This window comes from Herbidospora yilanensis (genome assembly GCF_001570565.1).
Taxonomy (GTDB): domain Bacteria; phylum Actinomycetota; class Actinomycetes; order Streptosporangiales; family Streptosporangiaceae; genus Herbidospora; species Herbidospora yilanensis.
The window spans coordinates 173,282-196,415 of record NZ_BBXE01000021.1 but is presented as its reverse complement, the minus strand read 5'-3'; the positions used below and the strand labels follow the sequence as shown (position 1 = coordinate 196,415).

The window sequence follows — 23,134 nt, the reverse complement described above, 5'->3', positions numbered from 1 at the left end:
CTTCCGGTCAACCTCTGTCCGGAAGGGCCGGCAGAGTGGCGTCCATGCTGGAAACCTCGGCACGCCTGCTCCGCCTGCTGTCGCTCCTGCAAGCCCGGCGCGACTGGCCGGGCCGCGACCTCGCCGACCGCCTGGGCGTCAGCGACCGCACCGTCCGCCGCGACGTCGAACGCCTACGCGACCTGGGCTACCCCGTCCACGCGAGCCGAGGCACCGACGGCGGCTACCGCCTCGGCGCGGGCGCCGCCATGCCACCCCTGCTCCTCGACGACGAGGAGGCCGTCGCCGTCGCGATCGGCCTGCGCACCGCCGTAGGCGGCATGGAGGAGAGCTCCGCCCGCGCGCTGGCCAAACTGGAACAAGTGCTCCCGTCCCGCCTGCGGCACCGCGTCGACGCGCTACGGGCGTCGACCGAACCGGTACCCGCCGACCGCCCTGGCCCGACCGTCGACCCCACCGTGTTGGCCACCCTGGCCACCGCCTGCCGGAACCGGGAACGACTGAGATTCGACTACCGCGCCCACGACGGGTCGAGCACCCTGCGCGGCGTGGAGCCCCATCGGATCGTGTCGTGGGGCCGGCGGTGGTATCTCGTCGCGTGGGACGTCGACCGCGACGACTGGCGGACCTTCCGGGTCGACCGGCTCACTCCCCGGACCCCGACGGGGCCGCGGTTCCCGCCCCGCGACCCGCCGGAGGGCGGCGCGGCCAGCTATGTGGCGCGGGGGGTTTCCTCGGCTGCGTGGCGGCACCGGGCCCGGGTCGTCGTGCACGCGGCCGCTGAGGTGGTGACGGAACGGATCAATCCGGCTGTCGGAGTCGTCGAGGCGATCGACGATGACAGGTGCGTGCTGGACACGGGCGCCGAGAGCATCCAGACGCTGGCGGTCCACCTCGGACTGCTGGATCTGGACTTCGACGTGGCCGAACCACCGGAACTGATCGAATACCTGCGGACGCTGGCCGCCCGGTTCACTCGGGCAGCGGTCGGCGGGGAGAGGCCGCTTCAGGGGCCCGGCCAGGGAACGCGAGGGGCGGAGCCCGCACCGGAGGGTTCGCCCGGTGACACGACGAGGGGCTCGTAGCAGGCCCACAATTCCGTTCCATGGACGTCAATGGATTCTGGGACCTGATCGAACTCTCGGCCCGCGAGTCCACGACCCGCGCCGAACGACTCCGTCTCCTGGAAGACCGCCTCTCCGCCCTTCCCGTCGAAGAGATGGTCGACTTCACGTGTTGGTGGATCGCGATGGCCGATCGCGCCTGCTCATACGACATGTGGGCGACATGCTGGTCGACCTTGGGCAGGCCAGGGACCCACGGGTTCGAATATGCCGTCTCCTGGCTGATCAGCCTGGGCCGCGACGCCTTCGAGACCGTCGCCGACGATCCGGACGCCGTGATCGATCTCCCGCAGGTCCGGCATGTCCTGGAACTGGAACACGTCTACTTCTACGGCCACCGGCGCACATCCTGGTCGAGGGAACGAGCGTTCCGGCTGGTCAGGATCACCAAGAACCGCAGTGATCCGTGGACCGACGACGAACATCCCTCATTCGAGCTGATGCAGTACGTCGCCTATCGCGCATATGAAAAAGTGACCGGACGCGACGACCTGTATGACCGCGTGGAATCCAGGGGAGTGCACGGAAGGTTCCCCTTGCTTCCCGGTATCGAGACGCCCTACCCCTCGATCCCTCATGGCGAGGACTGGGATTTCGAGGATGACGCGGAGTTCGCCCGCCGCCTCCCGCGAACCGTCCATTCCCGACGGACACGATTTCTTTCGCCAGAGCTGAACGTGTCATTCGCCCGGCGTCGCGGAACCGCGTGGCGATGGCGCGGCTGCACCTCTCCCCAGCGCTCCGTCATATGCCGCGCGCAGGATCTCGCGTGGCATATGGCAAGCACTCATGCATAAAACGCCACCCTGCACCAAGCCTGAGAATCAAATTGCAGTGAAGCGAGGCCTGTCCGGGGAGTGGGAGGGCCGGAGCTAAGCAAGGGGCGTGAATGCGCACCAGGGGAGCGCGAGGAGGGCGAAGCTATCTTTTATTTGGGGTTAGGAGGGTCGTCCCGGTCGATGCAAGAGGGAAAATGGCCCGTAACAGTTCGTCCCGAAGGCCGACAACCGCGAGTCATCCATTAGCCCGTGGAATTAGCGCTCGCCTACTCGAACACTCTGTTGCAGCTCTGGGTGTCGCGTTGAGCCGTCGTGACATGCGCAGGCGCTGTCCACAAAGCGATCGCTGGGCGACAAAATGCTGCATCTCAGGCCGTGGTTTCGAGTTCGGTTGGGTCCGTAGGAATACTCTCGCCCTTCTTTTCCGCCTCGATGGGGGAGTGGCGCTGCCGTTTGAGTGCATCGCGTTCGACATCTGGAATTGCCATTGACTCGGCGAGCACGGCGGCGAGCGCATTTATTCGAGTGTTATCTATATCGGTGGGAAAGAGCCACTTGATGTTCTCCTCGCGGGTGATGAGGTCGATCATCGAGCGTGTGCTTCTTTCCTGTGAGATCGATACCCGAACGTATCGCACCTGGTCGATTGGGATGACCTGGCAAATCTCGCCCTGCTCGAGGAACGCGTTTGTCCGGCCCGTGATGATGCGGCGATCGGTGACGGCGACAAGTGACTTCGCCGTCGTAGTCGCGAAGATTCCCTTCACTCCGCCGACGATCGCCGAAAAGGTGTCGGGAGCGTCGGGCTCATCGGGGAAGCCGAGGACACGCAGGGTCTCACCGTCCTCAAGAAACCACTGCAAAATGCGAAGGTACGGTTCCAGCGCCACTGATTCGGACGCGCAGACGACGTCCGGAGCCTCCAGCGGAGGGGCTGGCGGATGAAGTGCGTCGGCGAGGGGCTCGATCGCCGCGAGAATCAGCGCGGAGGTCAAGCGGGCCGAACTCGCGTCCTTCCGTTTTCCCGGCAGTGGAAGGGTGGCGCGGCCGGGAAGCTCGACGATGATGCGTAACTCCCGCGTGAGCGAGTCGACGAGGTTCGCCGTCTCGGCGAGAACAGACTCGAGCTCCTTGCCGGTCCGGCGCGCGATGTCCTCGACGAGCCGAGCCTCTCCGGCATCTTCAGGCCCGGCGGCTCTCGCCCTCGCGGCGTGGAGCGCCTGATAACCGATCCACGCCTTGACGGACGACAGGAGGGCGTTGCTGTCGAAGACGATCGCCTCGGCATTCGTCTCGAGATATTCACGGCGGCCACGCGTGTCGAGCCCATGGATCTGCCGGATGTGCCCTCCGACGTTCAGCCGGTAGAGGTCGAGCTGCTTACGCAGGTCCGCCTTCTTGCCGGCGACGGTATCCCACAGGGAAGTCGGGACCGATTCGACTGCTCGCGCCTGCTCGACCACCTCATCGACTGTGGCGACGAGCGCAGTCAGTTCGGCCCACTGCCCGTGGCGGATATCCGTGAGTACCTGGGTCGTCAGCGCGATGTTGGCTTTTACCAAGCCAGAGATCTCACCCAGCTGCATCTGAAGGGCGATCATGGCCAGCGCCGGCCCGATCGCGGCCAAAGTCTGCACCGTGCTCACCGAAGCCAAGGGGATGAAGCGGGCTTGAGCGACGATGCGCCCCGAGGACATCACTGCTCCCAGGTTCGCACCGTCCTTGACGGCGAGCGCTCCTCCTGCCTTCAGGAGAGCAAGTGTCGCGTCACTGATTCTGTAGATCCCCTGCGCGCCCGCAAATGCGTTTCCGAGGTGACCGACCACGGTCGCAGTGTTACCAATCGCAGCGAGGGCTGCGGAGATCCGCTTACGGTCGGCGATCGGCACGAGCCCAAAGTCGATCAGTCCGCGTTTGAGCTCCGCCGGGACTTCACCAAAAACGATGGCAACCCCTGGGAGCACCTCCGCTAAGACCGCGGATGCATCGATATCTGGGTCGGGCGTCGGACCATCCTCCACAGGTGATCCACCGTTATCGGTCTGACCATTTTCCTCGGGCTCGGCGGGCTCGATCGAGTCTGAACGGTCCTGCATACGATCTCCTACCCGCGAGGACGCGCAACGGCCAGTCGTCGGCGTTCACTGCCGGAGTCTACGGCCCCGCACCCTGCGATCTGGAAGCAATCAACGTCCCATCGCCCCCAAGAATGTGAGGGTTCGCCCGCACGATGAGCAGCCGTCTGATGCCGGCTGGGCTTCGCTATGTCATGGGGCAAACTTCGGCATCGCGATCACGCTGTGACCAGCCCACCCGCCACAGAGGATGAAAAGGCTCACTGCACTGGGGTCACACTTCGGCGAGGGTGCCCCTGAATGTCTTTGCCGTTCCGGCCGCCCATCATGTCGGTTGTGGATGGTGTTTAATCATTTCGGAACCGAGACGCCACACCGCACACGGGATTCGCTGAGAGGAATCGTGGTCACGAATGGCGATGAGCACCAACCATGGCTCGGGCCCCGGTGTGATCACGCCGGACGGTTGCTCTGTCGAGTTCTACAGCCTCCTTCCCCCGATGGGCGAGCCATCGATCGTCCACGGCGCCGTGCCGGAGGGCGCGTCGATTCTGGAGCTCGGCTGCGGTACCGGCCGGATTCTGCGGCCTCTCGCCGAACTCGGGCACCCGGTCGTGGGCGTCGATGAGTCGCCGGCCATGCTCGCACGCATCCCTGACCTGCCCACGGTGGCGGCGCGGATCGAAGGCCTGGACCTTGGCCGCGTCTTCGATGCCGTCCTGCTCGCCAGCACCATGATCAACACCGATCCCGAGCAACGGCGCGAATTCCTCAAAACCTGTCGACGACACCTGGGACCCGATGGCGTCGCCATCGTCCAGCAGACCGACCCGAGCTGGTTCGAGACCGTGGAACCGTCCGAGCGCACGCACGACGGCATCCGGCTCGTCCTCAGAGAGGTCCACCGGAATGGAGCCCGCGTCAACGTGGTCGCCGACTACCACGTCGGCGACCAAATCTGGACGCACACCTTCAGTCGTCACCCCATCATCGAGGACGAACTGGCGGCAGACCTCGATGCCGCGGACTTGCGCTTCGACCGTTGGCTCGTACACGACGAGCTCACCTGGTTCACCGCACGACCGAAGTGACACCCCAGGCGACTGGGTCATGGCGCGGCAGATACATGGAGAGACCTGACCGACGCCCGCCGGGATCACTGGTATTCACGGAGTTCGAGGCCGCAACCGGCGCGTGCCGCCCGTGCGGGCAGCGGCACGGTGAGGTCGCCGCTCTCCTGCAGGCAGACGGCGAAGTCCTGCCGGGTGCGTGGCGTCAGGGCATAGCAGCGCCGAGCCCGGATCCACCCGAGCGACCGGGCCACCTCCACCGGATCGTCGCTCTCCACCCAGAGGCCGCGGAACAGGCGTGCTCTCCCGGCAGCTTCGCCTGATCTCCCGGCGGAAGGCCGTGGTCCGGATCAATTACCGATGTTTCCTCCCTGGGGCGGGTCATCCCATTCCCGGAAACGATAGAGCGCGCTTTCGCGATTCAGCAGTTCGGCCGACAGGCGGATTCCGGTGATCCGCTCCATCAGGATGAGGGCGTGGACACGCCAGTCATCCAGGAACTGTTCGCCCGGCACGAGACCCTTGTCTATGTCGGCATATCTCTCGTGCAGATTGAACAGGCCATCGAGATGGTCCTCAATGGCGGCCGTATCGCCTCGGACGTCACCTCCGTAGACGAACGTACACAGGCGCACGCCACCTCGGGCGTAGTGGAGGTCGCCTCGGACGAGGAATTCATTGGCGGTCAGGCAGATGGCCTCGTCGTCGGAAAGTAGCTCAAGCGCCTCGAGTGTTCTGCTTCTGCTGTACTCCACCAAGAGGAACCAGGGAGATTCTTCGGCCAGGAGTATGAACCTGGGCAGTCGGCCATCCATCAGGTCTTTGACCGACTCGATTATCAGGCCACCCAGATCGTTTGAGGAGACATCGAAGACGGCGCCGCCAATCGCGCCGATCACGGAATCGGCCGAAACGGCACGGCACCAGGTGATGGTCAGGTCGCCGAATTCGCCGATTTTAGACAGGTCCGTGTAGTGAGCCTCGCTCTCGGTGGGCAAGGTCGATCCTCTCTGTCCATCCTGCCCACGCGGGTTCGACGGGCAGGTGCTCTACGGGTGTGCAACGGCCGTGACCGAGCGGTTGTGGTGGGCCGTTTGGCGGAACGGTCGGGCGTGCGCCTCTGGGCCACTTCAACGTTCGCGAGAAGTTCGAAGGTCCGGCCGTCGTATCCGACGCACCTACAGACCCATCGCGCCGTTCCTTCACGTCACCCGGGCAAACAGAAACGGCGGTGTCTCGGAAGACACCGCCGTCAATGGACCTACTGCGCTACTCGCCACCGCTCTAGATGAGCAGTGTTCGAGTAGCGAACCTTGGGTGGAGCTAAGGGGATTCGAACCCCTGACCCCCTCCATGCCATGGAGGTGCGCTACCAGCTGCGCTATAGCCCCGAAGGTGTGAGAAGAGTCTATCGGACGGGGGAGGGTGCCTGGGACGTGGAAGCGCCCCCGCCGGCCCTCCTGGTCGTCGTCAAGTCGAGGCCATCTCTCCCCCAAGCTCCGGCCCCCGTTCTCGGCCTGTGCCCGGCCGACACCCCGCCGCGCAGGCGAGAACCCCAGAGCCCCGACCGAAGCGATGACGTCCCCGCGGGACCGGTGTTCCACCGGCCCCGCAGGGTTCCACCCGTGTCGCCGGCCAAACCGGCATGCACGTGATCCGAGGGGGGAACCCATGCCGACATCGCAAGCCCCAACCTGTGGAAGCACCTGCCCGTGTCACACGACTTCAAGAGCCACGCCATGACCACCTTTCCGCCCCATGGGACAGGCTCCCGACCGCCCCTACGCCCTCACCGGACGCTCGGCACCCTGAGGTGAAGGACCCACCAGCCGATCCACCTCCCGGTTCACGACCGTCCCGTCCCCGAGTTGTACGGGGTACCCCTCCCGCGCCCAGTACTCGAACCCGCCGATCATCTCCTTCACCCGGTATCCGAGCCGCGCGAAGGCGGCCCCGCCCTGCTGGGCCCCGTTGCAGCCGGGCCCCCAGCAGTACACGACGACGGTCTGTTCGAACGGCAGCGTCGTCGAGGGGATCTCGCTGACGGGGATGTGCACGGCGCCGGGAACGTGTCCCTGCTCCCAGCTCTCAGGGCTCCGCACGTCGACCACGACGACGCCGGTCACCCCCTCGGCCAGGTCGCGGGCGACGTCGGCCACGTCGGTCTCGACGGCCAGCCGGGCCGCGAAGTGGGCGAACGCCACGGCGGGGGAGGCGGCGGGGGTACGCAGAATCGCTGACATGCCGCCAAGCCTGGCCCACCTCCCCATCGGGCGGCAGTGGCGGAAACGCCCCTTTCCGCTAATATCCCGTCATGTCGCATCGTGTCGCCGTCCTGGCCTTCGACGGCATGGCCCCATTCGAGCTCGGCTGCGTCGTCGAGATCTTCAGTGTGGCCCGGCCCGACGACGTCGAGTGGTACGACCTGACCGTCTGCGCCGAGAGGCCCGGTCCGCTCAGTGTGGTCGGCGGTTTCACGATGACGCCCTCCCATGGCCTCGACGCCTTCGAACGGGCCGGCACCATTGTCATCCCCGGGGTCCGCGACGTCCGGTGCGACGTCTCCCCGGCCCTCGTCGAGGCCGTCCGCTCGGCTCACCGGCGAGGGGCGAGGGTCGTCTCGATCTGCTCGGGAGCCTTCGCGCTGGCCGCCGCCGGGTTGCTCGACGGGCGCACGGCCACCACCCATTGGCGGTACGCCCCCCTGCTCAAGGCCCGCTTCCCGGCCGTGACCGTCACTCCCGACGTGCTCTACGTCGACCACGGCGACGTGCTGACCAGCGCGGGCAGCGCGGCGGGGCTCGATCTGCTGCTCCACCTGGTCAGGACCGACCACGGCCCCACGGTCGCCAACGCGGTGGCCCGCCGCCTGGTCGTCGCGCCGCACCGGGAGGGCGGGCAGGCCCAGTTCATCGAGACGCCGGTCACCCCGACCGAGGAGGACGCCGTCGGCCGGGCCATGGAGTGGGCCCTCACCAGGCTGGCCGGGCCGATCTCCGTGCGGGAGATGGCGCGGCAGGCCGCCATGTCGGAGCGGTCGTTCCTGCGTCACTTCGCCCGGAAGTCGGGCACCAGCCCGCTCAAATGGGTCATCGGACAGCGGGTCGCCGCCAGCCTGCCCCTGCTGGAGGGCACCACGACGCCGGTCGAGGAGATCGCGGCGGCCTGCGGCTTCGACAGCCCGGTCACCTTCCGCCACCACTTCACCCGCGCGATGAAGACCTCGCCCTCGGCGTACCGGAGGGCGTTCCATCTGTCGTCGTCGGGCCTACCTGCGGAAATCCCGGGCAGGGGCGGTCAGTATGAAGAGAATTCTGCAGGTGTTCGTGACCCGCTGGTTGTCGAAGACCCCGTTGGGGATCGCGGTTCTCGGAGCCGGCTGGTTCCTCGGCCGGCGTCGCCGGAAGGCCCGGGAGGCCGAGGAGAACGCCCGGTTCAGACCGGGCCGGCGGCGACAGCCTCAGCGGGCGAGTCGTAGATAGGGATGTGGTCGGCCAGGCCGACCAGTTCCATCACCTTCCGGGGTGAGGGCCGGGGGCCGGTCAGCGCGACGCTGCCGCCCTGGGTCTGGGTGTGGTGGAAGGCGTCGAGGAGCACGCGGATGCCGGCGCTGTCCATGAAGGTCATCTCGGCCAGGTCGAGCACCAGGTGGGCCGAGATCTCCCGGGCACGGGTGACGGCCTGCTGCAGTTGTCCTGTGGTGGTGGCGTCGACGTCCCCGGCCACGGTGATCACGGCATAGGCCCCCGACGGAGCCACGTGAACCCGGAGGTTGTCCATGATCTCCCTCTGTTCGTAACCGCATAAGACCTACCACAGGGAGGCCTCTAATCTGAAACATGTCGCAGTACCGGCGACTTCTCTAGGGTGGGGGTCGCGAATAATGCGAATCCGGTACGACTTGGAGGGCACATGACCTCGGAACCCTTCGGTGACCTTATCGATAGGTGCCGGGCGGCGGAGGACGATCTCGTCCGCCGTTGGCGGGCCGACGTGGCGGCGTCGTTGCGCGGGCGGATCTCGGAGATCGAGCTCGACAAGGAGCTGCGGGAGATCCTCGACGCCGTGTTGTCGGCGGTGGCGTCGGCCGACGGGGCCGACACCCGCTCGGCTGCCTACGGCGAGGTGCGGGCGCTGCTTGTCGACCTGTCCCGGGGGCGGGCCCTGCAGGGGTTCAGTCCGCGTGAGACGGCGATCAGCGTGTTCGCGCTGAAGAAGGCGGTGCGTGACTCGGTCGGGACCGGACCGGAGTTCACGGCCTTCTCCGACGTGATCGACGAGCTCGGGCTGTTCACCTTCGAGAGCTACGCGAAGACCCGTGAAGAGGTGATCTCCAACCAGGCCGAGCAACTGCTCGAACTGGCCACCCCGGTGGTCAAGCTGTGGCAGGGCGTCGTCGCGCTGCCGCTGGTCGGCACGCTCGACTCGGCGCGCGCCCAGGTCGTCATGGAGAAGCTGCTGCAGACGCTGGTCGACACCGGCAGCGAGTACGCGATCATCGACATCACCGGCGTCCCCGCGGTCGACACGCAGGTCGCGCAGCACCTGCTGAAGACGATCGTGGCGGCCCGGCTGATGGGCGCCGAGTGCATCATCTCGGGCATCCGCCCGCAGATCGCGCAGACGATCGTGGCGCTCGGCATCGAGTTCGGCGACATCGCCACCAAGGCCACGCTGGCCGACGCGCTGCTGCTGGCCCTCGGCCGCATCGGGGTCGACGTCACCGCCGAGATGTCCAAGCGCGGCCTGTGATGGAACGCCTTCCGATCCTGAAGATCGGGCAGATGCTGCTGGTCTCCATCCAGGTCGACCTGCGCGACGACATGGTCATCGCGCTCCAGGAGGACCTGGCCGACCGGATCGTCGAGACCGGGGCGCGGGGCGTCGTGATCGACATCACCGCGCTCGACATCGTCGACTCGTTCACCGGCCGGATGCTGGCCACGATCGCGGCCCTGTCGCGGGTGCTCGACGCCGAGACGGTCGTCGTGGGCATGCGCCCGGCGGTCGCGATCACCCTGGTGGAGCTGGGGCTCTCCCTCGACGGGATCAAGACGGCGCTCGACGTGGAGCGTGGCATGCGGCTGCTGAGCTCGGCCCGCGGAACGGCGAGATGACCGCGCAGGAACTTCCGATCTCCGGCGACGCCGACGTCGTCCGGGTCCGTCAGGCGGTGCGGGCGGCGGCCGTCCAGGCCAAGCTGTCGCTGGTCGACCAGACCAAGCTGGTGACGGCGGCCAGCGAGCTGGCCCGCAACACCCTGACCTACGGCGGGGGCGGCGGCGCCCTCGTGGAGCAGGTCGACAACGGTCTGCGCAAGGGCGTGAAGGCGGTCTTCCGCGACAAGGGCCCCGGGATCGCCGACGTCGCGCAGGCGCTGACCGACGGCTTCACGAGCGGCTCGGGCATGGGGCTCGGGCTCGGCGGGGCCCGCCGGCTCGTCGACGAGTTCGCCATCGAGACGGCGCCCGGTGACGGGACCACCGTGACGGTGGTCAAGTGGGCCCGCTGACCGACGTCTGGATCGACGTCACCGAGGAGAGCGCGGTCGGCGCGGTCCGCCGCGCGGCCGTCGACCGGGCGGCGGCGGCCGGGCTGCCGGAGCAGCGGGTCGCCGAGGTCGCCATCGTGGCGGCCGAGCTGGCCGCCAACGTGTGGCGGCACGCGGGCAGCGGGACCGTCCTGGTCCGCCGGGGCACGGGGCACGTCGAGATCGTGGCCGTCGACTCCGGGCCGGGCTTCGACCCGCCGCCGGTCGAGGGGCTGTCGAGCCGGGGCGGGCTGGGCATCGGGCTGGGGGCCATCAGGCGCCTTTCCGACTGGTCCGACGTCTACTCGCGGCCGGGGTCCGGCACCGTCTTCGCGGTCAGGATCGGGGAGGACGGCCCCTTCGAGGTGGCGGGCCTGACCCGGCCGATGCCGGGTGAGGACGCGGGCGGCGACGCCTATGCCTGGCGTGCCGACGACGACGCGTTCACCCTCATGGTCTGCGACGGGCTCGGGCACGGGCCGCTGGCCGCCTCGGCGGCGGTCGCGGCGGTCCGGGCCTTCGAGGACGCCCCCGCCGGGCCGCCCGCCCAGCTCGTGAAGCACGTCCACGGCGAGATCTCGCACACCCGGGGGGTGGCCGTGGCCGTCGCGCAGGCCAGGGGCGGCACGCTGACCTTCGCCGGGCTGGGGAACATCGCGGCGACGCTCGTCCACCGGGGCGACCACCGCGGACTGACCTCCCTGCCGGGCATCGCCGGGCACCGCGCGGCGGCCGTCAGACAGTACGACTACCCCCTTCCTCCCGGGGCACTGATCGTCATGCACACCGACGGACTGCGGCAGCGCTGGACCTTCGGCGAATACCCGGGCCTGGTCACCCGCCGGCCCCTGGTGATCGCCGGCACCCTTCTGCGTGATCTCGGGGTCCGCCGCGACGACGCCGGTGTGCTGGTCGCCAGGATGCCGTCATGACATCCGGCGAGCTGTTGTCGATCGAGGTCAGGGGCGAGGGCGACGTGTTCACGCTGCGGCAGCGCGCCCGCGTGGTGGCCGACGCGGCCGGACTCGACCAGCAGGACCAGGTGCGCCTGGCGACCGCGCTCAGCGAGGTCGGCCGGGAGGTGCTCACCCATGCGGGGGGCGCGAGAATAGCCTTCTCCATCGACGGTCCCCTGCGGGTGCGGGTCCGGGGCTATGGTCCGCTCAGCCCCTCCGCCCCGGGCTTCGCCGCGGCGGCCCGGCTGGTCGACGAAGTCTCGCGCGAGGGGGAGGACGTCATCCTGAGCAAGGGGTTGCCCCCCGGCCGCTACACCGGCGAGTGGCTGCGCGACCTGCGCGCCCGGCTGGCCGGGCTGGCCAAGACGAGCCCGCTCGACGAGCTGCGCGCCCAGAACCACGACCTCATGGCGGCGCTGGAGGACGTCCAGTCGCAGCGCGACGAGCTGGAGGAGACCAACCGGGGCGTGATGGCCCTCTACACCCAGCTCTCCGAGGAGCTCGAACGCACCAACCAGGGTGTGGTGGCCCTCTACGCCGAGCTGGAGGACAAGTCGGCCCGGCTGCGGGAGGCCAGCGAGGCCAAGACCCGGTTCCTGGCCAACGTCAGCCACGAGCTGCGCGCCCCGGCCAGCTCGATCCTGGGCCTGGCCCGCATGCTGCTCGACCTCGGCGAACCCCTCGACGACGAGAAGCGCCGCCAGGCCGAGCTGATCCGCGAGTCGGGCCGCGACCTGCTCAACCTCGTCAACGAGCTGCTCGACCTGGCCAAGGCCGAGTCGGGCCGCCTCGAACCCGAGGTCGTCGACGTGTCGCTGCGCGGCGTGTTGCGCCGCCTCAGGGAGACGCTGCGGCCGATGGCGCGCGAGGGGGTCACGCTGGTCGTCGACGACCCCGACGGCGTGGAGATCCTGCAGACCGACGAGCTGATGCTCACCCACGTGCTGCGCAACCTGCTCACCAACGGGCTGAAGTTCACCGAGCGCGGCGAGGTCAGGGTCGGCGCCCACGCCGACGGCGACCACGTGCTGCTGCGGGTCTCCGACACCGGCATCGGCATCCCGGCCGAGGAGATCGAGCGCATCTTCGAGGAGTTCCACCAGGTCAGAGGCCCCATGCAGACCTCGGTCACGGGCACCGGCCTGGGCCTGCCCTACGCCCGGAGCCTGGTCGCCGTCCTCGGGGGCGAGATGTCGGTCCACAGCGTGGTGGGGGAGGGCACGGTCTTCGAGGTACGCCTCCCGCGCCTCGACCGCGTCCGGCTGGGCCGGGTGGTCGTCGCCGACGACGACGCCGCCTTCCGCACCATGTTGCGCGGCCTCCTCCACGGGGTCGCCGAGGAGATCGAGGACGCCGCCGACGGTTACGCCGCCCTGGCGGCCGTGCGGCGGGCCCGTCCCGACCTGCTCCTGCTCGACCTGCGCATGCCCGGCCTGAGCGGCGAGGAGGTCATCGGGGAGCTGCGCGCCGACCCCGGCCTGGCCGCCACGCCCGTCATCGTGGTCACCTCGGCCGACACGGGCGGGATCGACGGCGTGGCCCTGGACAAGTCGCGCCTGACCCGGGGGGAGTTGCTCCGGGCGGTCGGCGAGATCGGAAGACGCGATGCCTGAACGAATCCTCGTGGTCGACGACATCAGCGCCAACCGCTACGTCATCTCGACCTGGCTCCAGCACTCGGGATACGCGGTCGTCGAGGCCGCCTCCGGGGGTGAGGCGCTCAGGCTGGTCAAGGAGTCGCTGCCCGACCTGGTGCTGCTCGACGTCCGCATGCCCGACATGTCGGGGTTCGAGGTGTGTGAGCGGATCAAGGCCGATCCGGTCAGCGCGGCCGTGCCGGTGATCCACCTGACCGCCTCGGCGGTCGAGGTCGGCGACCGGACCCAGGGCCTCGCGCGCGGCGCCGACGGCTACCTCGTCGAACCGGTCGAACCCGAGGTGCTGCTGGCGACGGTCAACGCGACCCTCCGGTACGCCCGCGCCCGCCGCCAGGCCGAGCGCCTGGCCGGGCGGCTGGCCGGGCTCTCCGACACCACTCTGGCCATCAACATGGCCGGCACCCTCGACGAACTGCTCCGCGCGGCGGCCGAGGGCGCGTTCCGGATGTTCGGCGGGCCCGCCACCGTCTTCGCGCCGACCGAGACGGGGAGCCGCTACGTCATCCGCGACCACGACGGGATGGTCGCGGCCGACTCGCCGCTGCTCGACCCGGGCGGGGTGCCGCGCGGCCCGACGATGCGCACCACCCCCGGGTCCGACTGGGCCGGGGTGCTGGCGCCGTCGGTCGCGGCGGAGGAGGTCAAGGTGGCGCTGGCCCGGGTCCAGGGACGGCCGCCGGTCGGGGTGCTCGTCGAGGCGGCGCTCGCCTTCGGCGACGACGACGCCCATGTGCTCAGCCAGTTCTCGATGGGGGTGGCGCTGGCGGTCGAGGCGCTGCGCTCGATCGACGAGGAGCGGCGCATCGCGCTCACCCTGCAACGGGCCCTGCTGCCCCGATCGCTGCCCGAGGTCGAGGGGGTCGAGCTGGCCGCCCGATACGTCCCGGCCAGCGCCAAGGCCGAGATCGGCGGTGACTTCTACGAGGTCATCGAGATCGGCGGCAAGCTCATGGTCGCGATCGGCGACGTGATGGGCCACTCACTGCACGCCGCGACCGTGATGGCCGAGATCCGGCACGCCGTGCGCGCCTACGCCAGCGAGGGCCACCCGCTCGACGAGATCCTGCGGCAGGTCAACCTGCTGATGCTCCGGTTCCTGCCGCGTGAGCTGGCCACCGTGGCGCTGCTGCTGCTCACCCCGTCGACCGGCGAGATCGTGATGTGCAACGCGGGGCACCTGCCGCCGCTGCTGGTCTCGAAGCGGCGTACCGACTATCTGAGCATGCCCGGACCGCTGCTCGGCGCCCGCCTGCACCGGCCCGGCGAGGGGCGGTTCACCCTCGAACCGGGGGAGGCGCTGGTGCTCGTCACCGACGGGCTGGTGGAGCGCCGTGACCTGACCATCCAAGACGGCATGGCCCGTCTCCAGGAGTTGTCGGGCACCGTCGAAGACGACCTGGAGGCCTACTGCGACCGGGTGATCGACGCGATGATGCGCCCCGATCACGAAGACGACGTCGCGCTGGTGGTGCTGCGCAGGGCGGCCTGAGGCCGGAAGGTCTGGCGGTAGGCGATGGGGGAGACCCCGACCGCCGCGTGCAGGTGCTGGCGCAGCGACACCGCCGTGCCGAACCCGGCCTGCCGGGCCACCTCGTCGACCGGCAGCCCGGTCGTCTCCAGGAGCTGGCGGGCGTGTTCGACACGCTGCCGGTTGAGCCAGCGGGCCGGGGACAGGCCGGTCTCCTCGCGGAACCGGCGGGTGAAGGTGCGCACGCTCATCCGGGCGTGCGCGGCCAGCGCGTTGAGGTCGAGCGGTTCGGCCAGGCGCGACAACATCCAGGCCCGGGTCGACTCGGTCGAGGCCCCCTGGGCGGGCGGCAGCGGGCGTTCGATGAACTGGGCCTGGCCGCCCTCGCGGAACGGCGCGGTCACGCAGCGGCGGGCCACCCGGTTGGCGACCTCGGTGCCGAAGTCGGACCGGATGATGTGCAGGGCCAGGTCGGTGCCGGCCGCCACGCCCGCCGAGGTGAGGATGTCGCCGTCGTCGACGAACAGCACCTCGGGGTTGAGCAGCACGCGGGGGTGGAGCCGCCGGAAGCGGCCGGCGTTGCGCCAGTGGGTGGTCGCCGCGCGCCCGTCGAGCAGCCCGGCCGCCGCCAGCACGAACGCGCCGGTGCAGATCGACACGATGCGCTTGCGCCCGGCCACCGCCCTGAGCGCCTCGGCCACGCCGGGGTCGAGGGAGCCCTCGAAGGGGGGCCCGCCGTGGATACCCGGGACGATCACCGTGTCGGCGTCGTCGAGGAGCGACAGGTCGTGGTCGGGCACGATGGCGTACCCGGCGGCGCAGCGGACCGGCCCGCCGTCGGGCGTGCACGTCTTGACGTCGTAGAGTCGCCGGCGGTCGGCGTCTTCGGCGATGCCGAAGAACTGCCCGGGGACGCCGACGTCCATGGTCGCGAAGTCGTCGAGCACCAGCATGGCCACACGATGAGGCATGGCCCGATTCTTTCACATATTGGCTTATCGGCCACTAGTGGCGTTCGAGGCCCGCTCGGCAGGATGTCCGGCATGACCATCACTCGGGGGCAGACCCGGCCCGCACGCGTGCACCGGGCCTGGATCGTGGGCGGCATCGCCCTGATCGCGATCATCGGCGCGGCCGGGTTCCGGGCCACGCCCGGCGTCCTCATCACGCCGCTGCAGGACGAGTTCGGCTGGTCGCGCGGCACCATCGGGTTCGCCGTGTCGATCAACCTGATGTTCTACGGCCTGACCGCCCCCTTCGCCGCCGCCCTGATGGACCGCTTCGGCATGCGCAGGGTCGTCACCTACGCCCTCGCGCTGGTCGCCCTCGGCAGCGGCGTGACCGTCTTCATGACCGCGAGCTGGCAGCTCGTGCTCTGCTGGGGCGTGCTCGTCGGGCTGGGCACCGGTTCGATGGCGCTGGTCTTCGCCGCGACGCTGACCCAGCGGTGGTTCGTGCGCAGCCGGGGCCTGGTGACCGGCATCCTGACCGCCGGCGGCGCGACCGGGCAGCTCGTCTTCCTGCCGGTGCTCGCGCTGCTCGTCGAGGGAAGCGGCTGGCGGACCGCCGCGCTGGTCGTGGCGGCTTCGGCGCTGGCGGTGGTGCCGCTGGTCTTCTTCCTGCTGCGCGACCACCCCGCCGACGTCGGGCTGCTTCCGTACGGCGCCACCGAGCCCCCGCCGCCCCCCGTCCCCGCCACGGTCGGACCGGCCACGCGGGCGCTGCGGACCCTGCGCGAGGCCGCCCGGACCCGGTCGTTCTGGTATCTGGCCGGCGGGTTCGCCATCTGCGGCGCGTCGACCAACGGGCTGGTCGGCACCCACTTCATCCCGGCCGCCCACGACCACGGCATGGCCGAACCGGTCGCGGCGTCGCTGCTGGCCGTCATCGGGATCTTCGACATCGCCGGGACGATCCTGTCGGGCTGGCTGAGCGACCGCGTCGACGCGCGGGTGCTGCTGGGCGTCTACTACGCCCTGCGGGGCGCGTCGCTGCTGGTCCTGCCCCAGTTGTTCAGCGACTCCGCCCACCCGAGCATGATCGTGTTCATCGTCTTCTACGGCCTCGACTGGGTGGCCACGGTCCCCCCGACGGTGGCGCTCTGCCGCAAGATCTACGGCGACGACGGGCCGATCGTGTTCGGCTGGGTCTTCGCCTCCCACCAGATCGGCGCGGCCTTCGCGGCGACCCTGGCCGGGGTGACCCGCGACCACCTCGGCACCTACGACCTCGCCTGGTACGTGTCGGGCGGGCTCTGCGCGCTCGCCGCCGTCATGTCGATACGGATCGCGCGCGGGGCTGGCAGTATTGGCAGGTGAGCCAATACGTGCTGCCGCTGGTGGTCCGGATCGAACGGGCGACCCCGCCACGGCGTACCGACGCGCTTGAAGCCGCCGCGCTGGCCGTGCTTCGCATGGTCGACGACCACCGATCGGGCGGCGAGGGCGAATGGGCCCAGGCCGTCAGGGGCTGGGAGAGCCAGGGCATCCGCAAGGTGGTCCGCCGGGCCCGCGGCGCCGAATGGACGCGGGTGCTCCAGCTCCCCGGCGAGACGGTGACCGCCGGAACCGCTCTCGTCCGCGTCCACCCGCCCATCCCGCTCGACGGCTGGCCCAAAGACCTGTCGCGGCTGCAGGTGTCCGGCACCGACCTCGACGACCCCGAGCCGCCGGGGCCTCCCGGCGCGCCGTGCGTGTTGTGGATCAACCCCCACCTGGAGATGACCGCAGGCAAGGCGATGGCCCAGGCCGGGCACGCCGCCCAGCTCGCGTGGTGGGCGACCGGGCCGTCCGACCGGGCGGCCTGGCGGGAGATCGGGTTCGCGGTTTCGGTCCGGACCGCCAGCCCCTACGACTGGGCCAAGCTGGCCGAGGCCGACCTGCCGGCCGTCCGCGACGCCGGGTTCACCGAGATCGCGCCGGGCTCGGTGACGGTCGTCGCCACCGCGCCGTGGCTGCGCGAGGGCGGCTTCCGCCCGGCGGGCCGGGGCCCGCTGCGTCACCCCTGAACGGTCAGCACGTCGGCCCAGACCCCTTCCGGCGTCAGCCGCAGGGGCGACGGGCTGTCGTGGACGATCATCAGTTGCCCGTTGCCCAGCAGCGCCAGACCCTCGGGACGGTCGTCGCCGACCCCCGTCGTGAGGTCGGCGACGTGGATCGGCGGGTCGGCGAAGCCGTTGCCGGGCGTCCAGCGCACGATCTTCACCGGGCCGTCGTGGGTCATGGTGGGCCCGGCCAGGATCAGGATCTCCTCGCCGATCGGGCACAGGTCGCGGATGCCCAGGCCGTCGAGGTCGACGAAGTGGGTGCGGTAACGGGCGTCGCCGACCGGCGCGAAGCGCAACCGGCTCCCGTCGTGGGGGTCGGGTTCGGGGCGGATCTCCAGGATGACCGCCCAGCCGCGCAGGACCGGCCCGCGCAGGCCGACGAACACGCGCTCGCCGATGACCGCGATGCCCTCGATGTCGACGCCGTTGTCCTTGCCCGGCAGCCGCAGGAACGGCGCGAGGTGGGGGTCGTGTTCGAGCATGTCGGCCAGGTTGCGTCCCGGCCCGCTCAGGATGGCGGCTCGCCGTGTGCCGTCTCTCAGCACCGGTACGGGCAGGCCGTCGCGGTCGACGAGAGGGAGGCGTACCAGGACGAAGCGGTTCTCCTCGCGCACGACCGTGGCCAGCCGCTTGCGGGCCTTGTCGCCGTTCTGGCCGGGTTTCACCCGCTTGCGCTTGAGGCTGTGGGAGCCGACGGCCCAGAGCCAGCCGTCGGCGCGGGCCAGGCCCTCGATGTCGGCTTCCTCGTCGGGACCGGCGGGCAGGTCGACGAACTCGGCCAGCCGGAACGTCCGGTGATCCTGGAAGGCGCCGTCGCGCCACGTGAGGCGTTCGACCCCCGCCCACTCGTCTCCGGCGACCCAGAGACACCGGCCGTCCTGTCGCACGGCGGAAAGATCGTGATGGATCGCCGATCCCGGGGCGAACCGGAGCTCTACCTGCACCCAGTCATTATGAGCCGCAAACCTCGTTCCCGAAGTGTGATGGCTATCGCACCCCAATTGCCGTGATTTGCCGTACGCTCGCCGACGTGCCACCTGGGGACTATGGGACGAAGGCCACTCCTTCGTACGTTGCGGCGGAAGCGGAGACCAGCCCGTTACCGAAGATCACGATCCCGGACCCTCCACCGCCGCCGTCGACCAAAGGTCTGGGCGATCTGCCCATGCGGCTCGTCTACCGGACCGCCGCCGTCGTCACGGTCGTGGCCGCCGTGGGCGTGGTGACCGCCGCGGTGGTCGTCACCCGCGACGAGCCCGGTGAGGCCGCCGCCGCGCCCGCCCCCAAGGCCGACCCCGTCACGGTCGCCGCGACGACCGCGGCCCCGCCCCCGCCCTCGCCCTCGCCGGTGCTCCCGAGCCCGTCGCCGTCCCCCTCGGTCAGCCCGCTGTCGACCGCGATGACCGACGCGCTCGACGACCCCCGCGTCCCCGAACTCCCCGACGGCCAAGAGAAGCTGCGGACCTTCGCGGGCAAGGCGAGCAAGATCCGTGGCTCGATCAAGGACGAGCGCTCGGGCGTGGCCTTCCCCCGGTTCGCCGGCGACTGGGATCTGGCCTCGGCCTCGCCGTTCGCGTCCCGCCAGCAGTTGCCCAAGGTCAAGGGCTCGGCCTACCGGGGCCTGCTGGTCTCCTGCCCGGTGCCGATCGAGGTGCAGGACGACCTGAAGGACACCGCCTTCCTGGCCGCCCGGTGGACGCTCAACCACCACCCGGCCGGCGCCACCATCAAGTGGACGTCCGCCGACCTGACCGAGATCGACGACCGCCCGGCCTGGGTGCTCGGCTACGACGTCAACTACACGATCAAGGGTGACAAGCGGAAGTCGACCGCCGCGATCGCCCTCGTGGACGTGCCCGGCGCCAAGCCCGCGCTGGTCTTCATCAGCGTCCCGGACAGCCAGAAGAAGAGCTACCGCGACATCAATACGGTGATGAGCAAGATCAAGGTGCTTTAGACGGGGTCCCATCTGGGGAAATATCCCCCTATCCGGACTTCGGGGGGAGTTCCATCATGGCCACGTTGATCGCCATCGCGTATGACGACCTCGGTACCGCCGTCAAGGTCAGGGACAAGCTGTTCCAGTTGCAGCAGGAGCACCTGATCACGCTCACCGACGCCGCCATCGTCGAGCACACGGCCGAGGGCAAGATCAAGATGAAACCCGCCGTCAACATGGCCGCGACCGGCGCGGCCGGCGGCGCGTTGTGGGGCGGCCTGATCGGCCTCATCTTCTTCATGCCGCTGGTCGGCGCGGCCGTCGGCGCCGCCACCGGCGCCCTGGTCGGCGCGAAGACCGACATCGGCGTCGACGACAAGTTCATGAAGGACGTCGCCGAAGGCCTCAAGCCGGGCGGCGCCGCCCTGTTCCTGCTCGTCGAGGACAGCACCCGCGACAAGGTGCTGCCCCAGGTCGCGCCCATGGGCGGCCGCATCATCCACACGTCCCTGACGCAGGAGGCCGAGAACCAGCTCAAGGAGGCCATCGAGGCGGCCCGCCACCACTGACGCCTGCCATCGAGCCGAGGAGCCGACGTGGGTGAGCCGCCGAACGACTTCCGGGAGGGCGACCGCGACCGCCCGGACAGCCGTCCCGAGAAGAGCGGGGACGAGGCGAAGCCCTGGCGGTCCGAAGGACTGCCCCCGCCCAAGCCGAACCGCCCGAAGATCAACTGGTGGCGGTTCGCGCTGACCATGGCGCTCACCTACGCGGCCTTCTTCATCGTCAGCTCGTTCTTCGACGGCCAGCCCCGGCAGACGATCTCCTACACCGAGTTCGCCCGGCAGGTGAACGGCGGGAACGTCAAGGACATCTACGCCACCGGCCTGTCCATCCAGGGCGACCTGAAGAAGGCGCAGCCGATCCCCGGCGACAAGCAGGGCGACACCTTCACCAAGTTCTCCACGGTGGTGCCGGTCTTCGCCAACCAGGAACAGATCTTCCAGCAGCTCAGCCAGCAGAACGTGACCATCCAGGCCGAACCCGCCGACGACCAGCGCGGCACCTTCTGGAACCTGGTGTTGTCCCTGCTGCCCATCCTGCTGCTCGCGGGCGTGTGGGTGTGGCTGATGCGGCGGGCCGGCAACATGATGGGCGGGGGCGGCGGCTTCGGCGGCATCGGCCGCAACCGCGCGGCCAAACCGGTGGAGAGCGGCAAGGTCCGGGTCGACTTCAGCGACGTCGCCGGCATCGACGAGGTCGAGAACGAGCTCGTCGAGATCGTCGACTACCTGAAGGAGCCGGGGAAGTACCGCCGCCTGGGGGCCAAGTTGCCGAAGGGCGTGCTGCTGACGGGCCCGCCGGGCACCGGCAAGACCCTGCTCGCGCGGGCGGTCGCCGGAGAGGCGAGCGTGCCGTTCTTCTCGGCCAGCGCCTCGGAGTTCATCGAGATGATCGTCGGCGTCGGCGCCTCCCGCGTGCGGGAGCTGTTCGACGAGGCCAGGAAGGTGGCCCCGTCGATCGTCTTCATCGACGAGATCGACGCCATCGGGCGGACCCGGGGAGCCTCGACCATAGGGGGCCACGACGAGCGGGAGCAGACCCTCAACCAGGTCCTGACCGAGATGGACGGCTTCACCGGCAACGAGGGCGTCATCGTCATCGCCGCCACCAACCGTCCGGAGGTCCTCGACCCGGCGCTGCTGCGGCCCGGCCGCTTCGACCGCAACATCGTCGTCGCGCCCCCCGACCAGCAGGGCCGCATCGCGATCCTGCGCGTCCACACCCGCGGCGTGCCGCTGTCGCCGGCGGTGCAGCTCCCGGCCATCGCCAAGAGCACACCCGGCATGACCGGCGCCGACCTCGCCAACCTCGTCAACGAGGCCGCGCTGCTGGCCGCCCGCCGCGGCCACAACGCCGTCACTCCGGCCGACTTCGCCGACGCCCTGGAGAAGCTCCAGCTCGGCACGGCCCGCGCCATCGTGATGCCGGAGGAGGAACGCACCCGCACCGCCTACCACGAGGCGGGCCACGCCCTCCTGGGCATGCTGCTGCCGGGCGCCGACCCCGTCCGCAAGATCTCCATCATCCCCCGTGGGCGCGCCCTCGGCGTGACCCTGTCGACCCCGGAGGACGACAGGTACGCCTACGACGAGCGCTACCTGCGCGGCCGCATCACCGGCGCGCTGGGCGGCATGGCCGCCGAGCAGGTGGTGTTCGGCATCGTGACCACGGGCGCCGAGAACGACCTCGAACAGGTCACCTCGATCGCCCGCGGCATGGTCGGCCGCTGGGGCATGTCCCCGCTGATCGGCCCGCTGACCATCCTCCCGACCGAGGGCCCGCCGCAGGCCGCGTCGGCCACCCTGGCCTCCGTCGACGACGAGGCCAGGCGCATCGTCGACGAGTGCTACGCCGACGCGCAGCGCCTCATCTCCGACAACCGCCACCGCCTGGAGGGCATCGTCGCGGCCCTGCTCGACCAGGAGACCCTCGACGAGGCCGACGCCTACGCCGCGGCCGGGCTGACCCGCGACTGACGCCACCACCGCGCGGTCACCGCCACCCCCACGGCGAGCCCGGCGGTCGTCAGCACCCCGCCCTCGCCCAGCAGCCAGGGAGACCGCGGCTGGGTCATGGCCTGCCCGACGAAGTAGGTCGCGGCGTTGAGCGTGGCGTGCACGACCAGCACCGGCCAGATCGACCCGGTCCGGAGCCGGAACCAGACCAGCGGAAACGCCAGCACGATCGTCTGCACGGTGAACCAGAGCAGCGCGTAGGCCAGCGGCACGCCCGGCTCCACGGCCCCCGGCACGAACAGCATCAGCGGCACGTGGAACAGCGCCCACGCGACCCCGACGACGACCGCGACGACGTCGGCGGAGTGGCGCTCCCCGAGCCGCGTGACGAGGAACGAACTCCACCCGAGTTGTTCGCCCAGCGCCAGCACCAGATACGGGACCAGCCCGGGAACGAGCCCCACGACCACGAGGAGCAGGGGCGGCATCGGCAGCCCGTCGGCGCCGAACGAGGCCAGCCCGGTGAGCCATCCCGTGCCGTAGGCGAGGCCGACCCCGATGACGGGGATCGCCCAGGCCGCCAGCAGTGTCCTCGGCGGGACCTTGACGAACCCCCACGGAAACCCGCGCCCCCGGAAGGCGACGGCGGCGGCGATCGCCGGGGCGAGCGCCTGACCGTAGAGGGCGAGCTGGACGAGAATCGGCGCCTCCCCGATGTGGTCGAGGTCGACCCCCTGGGAGACGGCGAAGGCGACGGCGGGGAGCACGAGGACGGGCAGGACGACGGCGAACGTGGTGAGCTGCCGGGATACATCGGTTTTCACGGAAGCAAGCAGACGCGGCCGCCGGTCCCGGCCGCCTGAACGCACGGTCCCGTCAGAGTCCCGGACATGCGGTCGGATCGGCGTGGGTCGGGCCGCACCTTCAGGTTCGGAGAAGTCCGCAGCCGGCCGCGCATTGAATCCGCGGC

23 protein-coding genes, 1 tRNA gene and 1 pseudogene are annotated in these 23,134 nt (G+C 69.9%); 16 read left to right on the top strand and 9 right to left on the bottom strand.

The window, feature by feature from the left end:
* Positions 1 to 44 precede the first annotated feature (44 nt).
* The gene (locus tag AW273_RS16080) at positions 45 to 1,085 is read left to right on the top strand and encodes a helix-turn-helix transcriptional regulator (protein ID WP_083949799.1); all 1,041 of its coding nucleotides are present in this window, start codon (positions 45 to 47) and stop codon (positions 1,083 to 1,085) included.
* 20 nt (positions 1,086 to 1,105) lie between these two features.
* Positions 1,106 to 1,921, top strand: coding sequence for a DUF4240 domain-containing protein (locus AW273_RS16075; protein WP_062349119.1), 816 nt, complete (start codon positions 1,106 to 1,108; stop codon positions 1,919 to 1,921).
* Positions 1,922 to 2,271: 350 nt separating this feature from the next.
* Here the strand turns inward: AW273_RS16075 and AW273_RS16070 are convergent, their stop codons facing one another.
* Positions 2,272 to 3,999: a hypothetical protein gene (locus tag AW273_RS16070; RefSeq protein ID WP_062349118.1), complete on the bottom strand. Its 1,728-nt coding sequence runs from the start codon at positions 3,997 to 3,999 to the stop codon at positions 2,272 to 2,274.
* 392 nt (positions 4,000 to 4,391) lie between these two features.
* On the opposite strand from AW273_RS16070, the gene AW273_RS16065 reads away from it, so the two are divergent.
* Entirely contained in the window at positions 4,392 to 5,069 is a 678-nt protein-coding gene (locus AW273_RS16065; protein ID WP_062349117.1) for a class I SAM-dependent methyltransferase, read from the top strand.
* Between the two features lie 65 nt (positions 5,070 to 5,134).
* Here the strand turns inward: AW273_RS16065 and AW273_RS16060 are convergent, their stop codons facing one another.
* The 4 genes from AW273_RS16060 to AW273_RS16045 form a co-directional block, all read right to left on the bottom strand.
* A complete protein-coding gene (locus AW273_RS16060) occupies positions 5,135 to 5,326 on the bottom strand; it encodes a hypothetical protein (protein WP_062349116.1) in 192 nt (63 codons plus the stop codon).
* A 72-nt stretch (positions 5,327 to 5,398) separates the two neighbouring features.
* Entirely contained in the window at positions 5,399 to 6,046 is a 648-nt protein-coding gene (locus AW273_RS16055; RefSeq protein WP_062349115.1) for a hypothetical protein, read from the bottom strand.
* A gap of 320 nt (positions 6,047 to 6,366) precedes the next feature.
* Positions 6,367 to 6,439, bottom strand: a tRNA-Ala gene (locus AW273_RS16050).
* A 390-nt stretch (positions 6,440 to 6,829) separates the two neighbouring features.
* A complete protein-coding gene (locus AW273_RS16045; RefSeq protein ID WP_083949813.1) occupies positions 6,830 to 7,291 on the bottom strand; it encodes a rhodanese-like domain-containing protein in 462 nt (153 codons plus the stop codon).
* Between the two features lie 71 nt (positions 7,292 to 7,362).
* Between AW273_RS16045 and AW273_RS16040 the strand changes: the two are divergent.
* Positions 7,363 to 8,298: pseudogene (locus AW273_RS16040) on the top strand (helix-turn-helix domain-containing protein); the annotation flags it as partial.
* 52 nt (positions 8,299 to 8,350) lie between these two features.
* Positions 8,351 to 8,530, top strand: a complete 180-nt coding sequence (locus AW273_RS39335; protein ID WP_369409041.1) for a DUF6203 family protein — start codon at positions 8,351 to 8,353, stop codon at positions 8,528 to 8,530.
* Here the strand turns inward: AW273_RS39335 and AW273_RS16035 are convergent.
* Positions 8,484 to 8,828 (bottom strand): STAS domain-containing protein, encoded by a 345-nt coding sequence (locus AW273_RS16035; protein WP_062349113.1) that lies wholly within the window; start codon positions 8,826 to 8,828, stop codon positions 8,484 to 8,486. The two genes, AW273_RS39335 and AW273_RS16035, sit on opposite strands and share 47 nt — an antisense overlap.
* 132 nt (positions 8,829 to 8,960) lie before the next feature.
* Between AW273_RS16035 and AW273_RS16030 the strand changes: the two genes are divergently transcribed.
* The 6 genes from AW273_RS16030 to AW273_RS16005 are packed head-to-tail and all read left to right on the top strand — an operon-like array spanning position 8,961 to position 14,681.
* On the top strand, positions 8,961 to 9,800 hold the full coding sequence (locus tag AW273_RS16030) for an STAS domain-containing protein (protein ID WP_062349112.1): 840 nt from the start codon (positions 8,961 to 8,963) through the stop codon (positions 9,798 to 9,800).
* Complete coding sequence (locus AW273_RS16025; protein ID WP_062349111.1) at positions 9,800 to 10,165, top strand: STAS domain-containing protein; 366 nt, start codon at positions 9,800 to 9,802, stop codon at positions 10,163 to 10,165. Before AW273_RS16030 ends, AW273_RS16025 begins: the two co-directional genes overlap by 1 nt.
* Positions 10,162 to 10,560, top strand: a complete 399-nt coding sequence (locus AW273_RS16020) for an ATP-binding protein (protein ID WP_062349110.1) — start codon at positions 10,162 to 10,164, stop codon at positions 10,558 to 10,560. The genes AW273_RS16025 and AW273_RS16020 overlap by 4 nt, the downstream gene beginning before the upstream one ends.
* Entirely contained in the window at positions 10,548 to 11,510 is a 963-nt protein-coding gene (locus AW273_RS16015; RefSeq protein ID WP_062349109.1) for an ATP-binding protein, read from the top strand. The genes AW273_RS16020 and AW273_RS16015 overlap by 13 nt, the downstream gene beginning before the upstream one ends.
* On the top strand, positions 11,507 to 13,147 hold the full coding sequence (locus tag AW273_RS16010; protein WP_062349108.1) for an ATP-binding response regulator: 1,641 nt from the start codon (positions 11,507 to 11,509) through the stop codon (positions 13,145 to 13,147). The genes AW273_RS16015 and AW273_RS16010 overlap by 4 nt, the downstream gene beginning before the upstream one ends.
* On the top strand, positions 13,140 to 14,681 hold the full coding sequence (locus AW273_RS16005; protein ID WP_062349107.1) for a fused response regulator/phosphatase: 1,542 nt from the start codon (positions 13,140 to 13,142) through the stop codon (positions 14,679 to 14,681). The genes AW273_RS16010 and AW273_RS16005 overlap by 8 nt, the downstream gene beginning before the upstream one ends.
* Here the strand turns inward: AW273_RS16005 and AW273_RS16000 are convergent.
* A complete protein-coding gene (locus tag AW273_RS16000) occupies positions 14,636 to 15,631 on the bottom strand; it encodes a GlxA family transcriptional regulator (protein WP_062349106.1) in 996 nt (331 codons plus the stop codon). The genes AW273_RS16005 and AW273_RS16000 overlap by 46 nt on opposite strands.
* 72 nt (positions 15,632 to 15,703) lie before the next feature.
* Here AW273_RS16000 and AW273_RS15995 point away from each other — a divergent pair, with 72 nt between their 5' ends.
* On the top strand, positions 15,704 to 16,978 hold the full coding sequence (locus tag AW273_RS15995; protein WP_062349105.1) for an MFS transporter: 1,275 nt from the start codon (positions 15,704 to 15,706) through the stop codon (positions 16,976 to 16,978).
* The gene (locus tag AW273_RS15990) at positions 16,975 to 17,667 is read left to right on the top strand and encodes an aminoacyl-tRNA hydrolase (RefSeq protein ID WP_062349104.1); all 693 of its coding nucleotides are present in this window, start codon (positions 16,975 to 16,977) and stop codon (positions 17,665 to 17,667) included. Before AW273_RS15995 ends, AW273_RS15990 begins: the two co-directional genes overlap by 4 nt.
* Here AW273_RS15990 and AW273_RS15985 read toward each other — a convergent pair.
* The gene (locus tag AW273_RS15985; RefSeq protein ID WP_062349103.1) at positions 17,658 to 18,650 is read right to left on the bottom strand and encodes a DUF3616 domain-containing protein; all 993 of its coding nucleotides are present in this window, start codon (positions 18,648 to 18,650) and stop codon (positions 17,658 to 17,660) included. The two genes, AW273_RS15990 and AW273_RS15985, sit on opposite strands and share 10 nt — an antisense overlap.
* 221 nt (positions 18,651 to 18,871) lie before the next feature.
* Between AW273_RS15985 and AW273_RS15980 the strand changes: the two genes are divergently transcribed.
* From AW273_RS15980 to ftsH, 3 genes are read left to right on the top strand one after another with little or no spacing between them, the layout of a single operon-like run.
* On the top strand, positions 18,872 to 19,663 hold the full coding sequence (locus AW273_RS15980) for a hypothetical protein (RefSeq protein ID WP_062349102.1): 792 nt from the start codon (positions 18,872 to 18,874) through the stop codon (positions 19,661 to 19,663).
* 56 nt (positions 19,664 to 19,719) lie between these two features.
* Positions 19,720 to 20,214: a DUF1269 domain-containing protein gene (locus AW273_RS15975; RefSeq protein WP_062349101.1), complete on the top strand. Its 495-nt coding sequence runs from the start codon at positions 19,720 to 19,722 to the stop codon at positions 20,212 to 20,214.
* Between the two features lie 27 nt (positions 20,215 to 20,241).
* A complete protein-coding gene (gene ftsH, locus AW273_RS15970) occupies positions 20,242 to 22,185 on the top strand; it encodes an ATP-dependent zinc metalloprotease FtsH (RefSeq protein WP_232327447.1) in 1,944 nt (647 codons plus the stop codon).
* Here ftsH and AW273_RS15965 read toward each other — a convergent pair.
* A complete protein-coding gene (locus AW273_RS15965; RefSeq protein ID WP_062349100.1) occupies positions 22,155 to 22,988 on the bottom strand; it encodes a CPBP family glutamic-type intramembrane protease in 834 nt (277 codons plus the stop codon). The genes ftsH and AW273_RS15965 overlap by 31 nt on opposite strands.
* Positions 22,989 to 23,134: the final 146 nt, after the last annotated feature.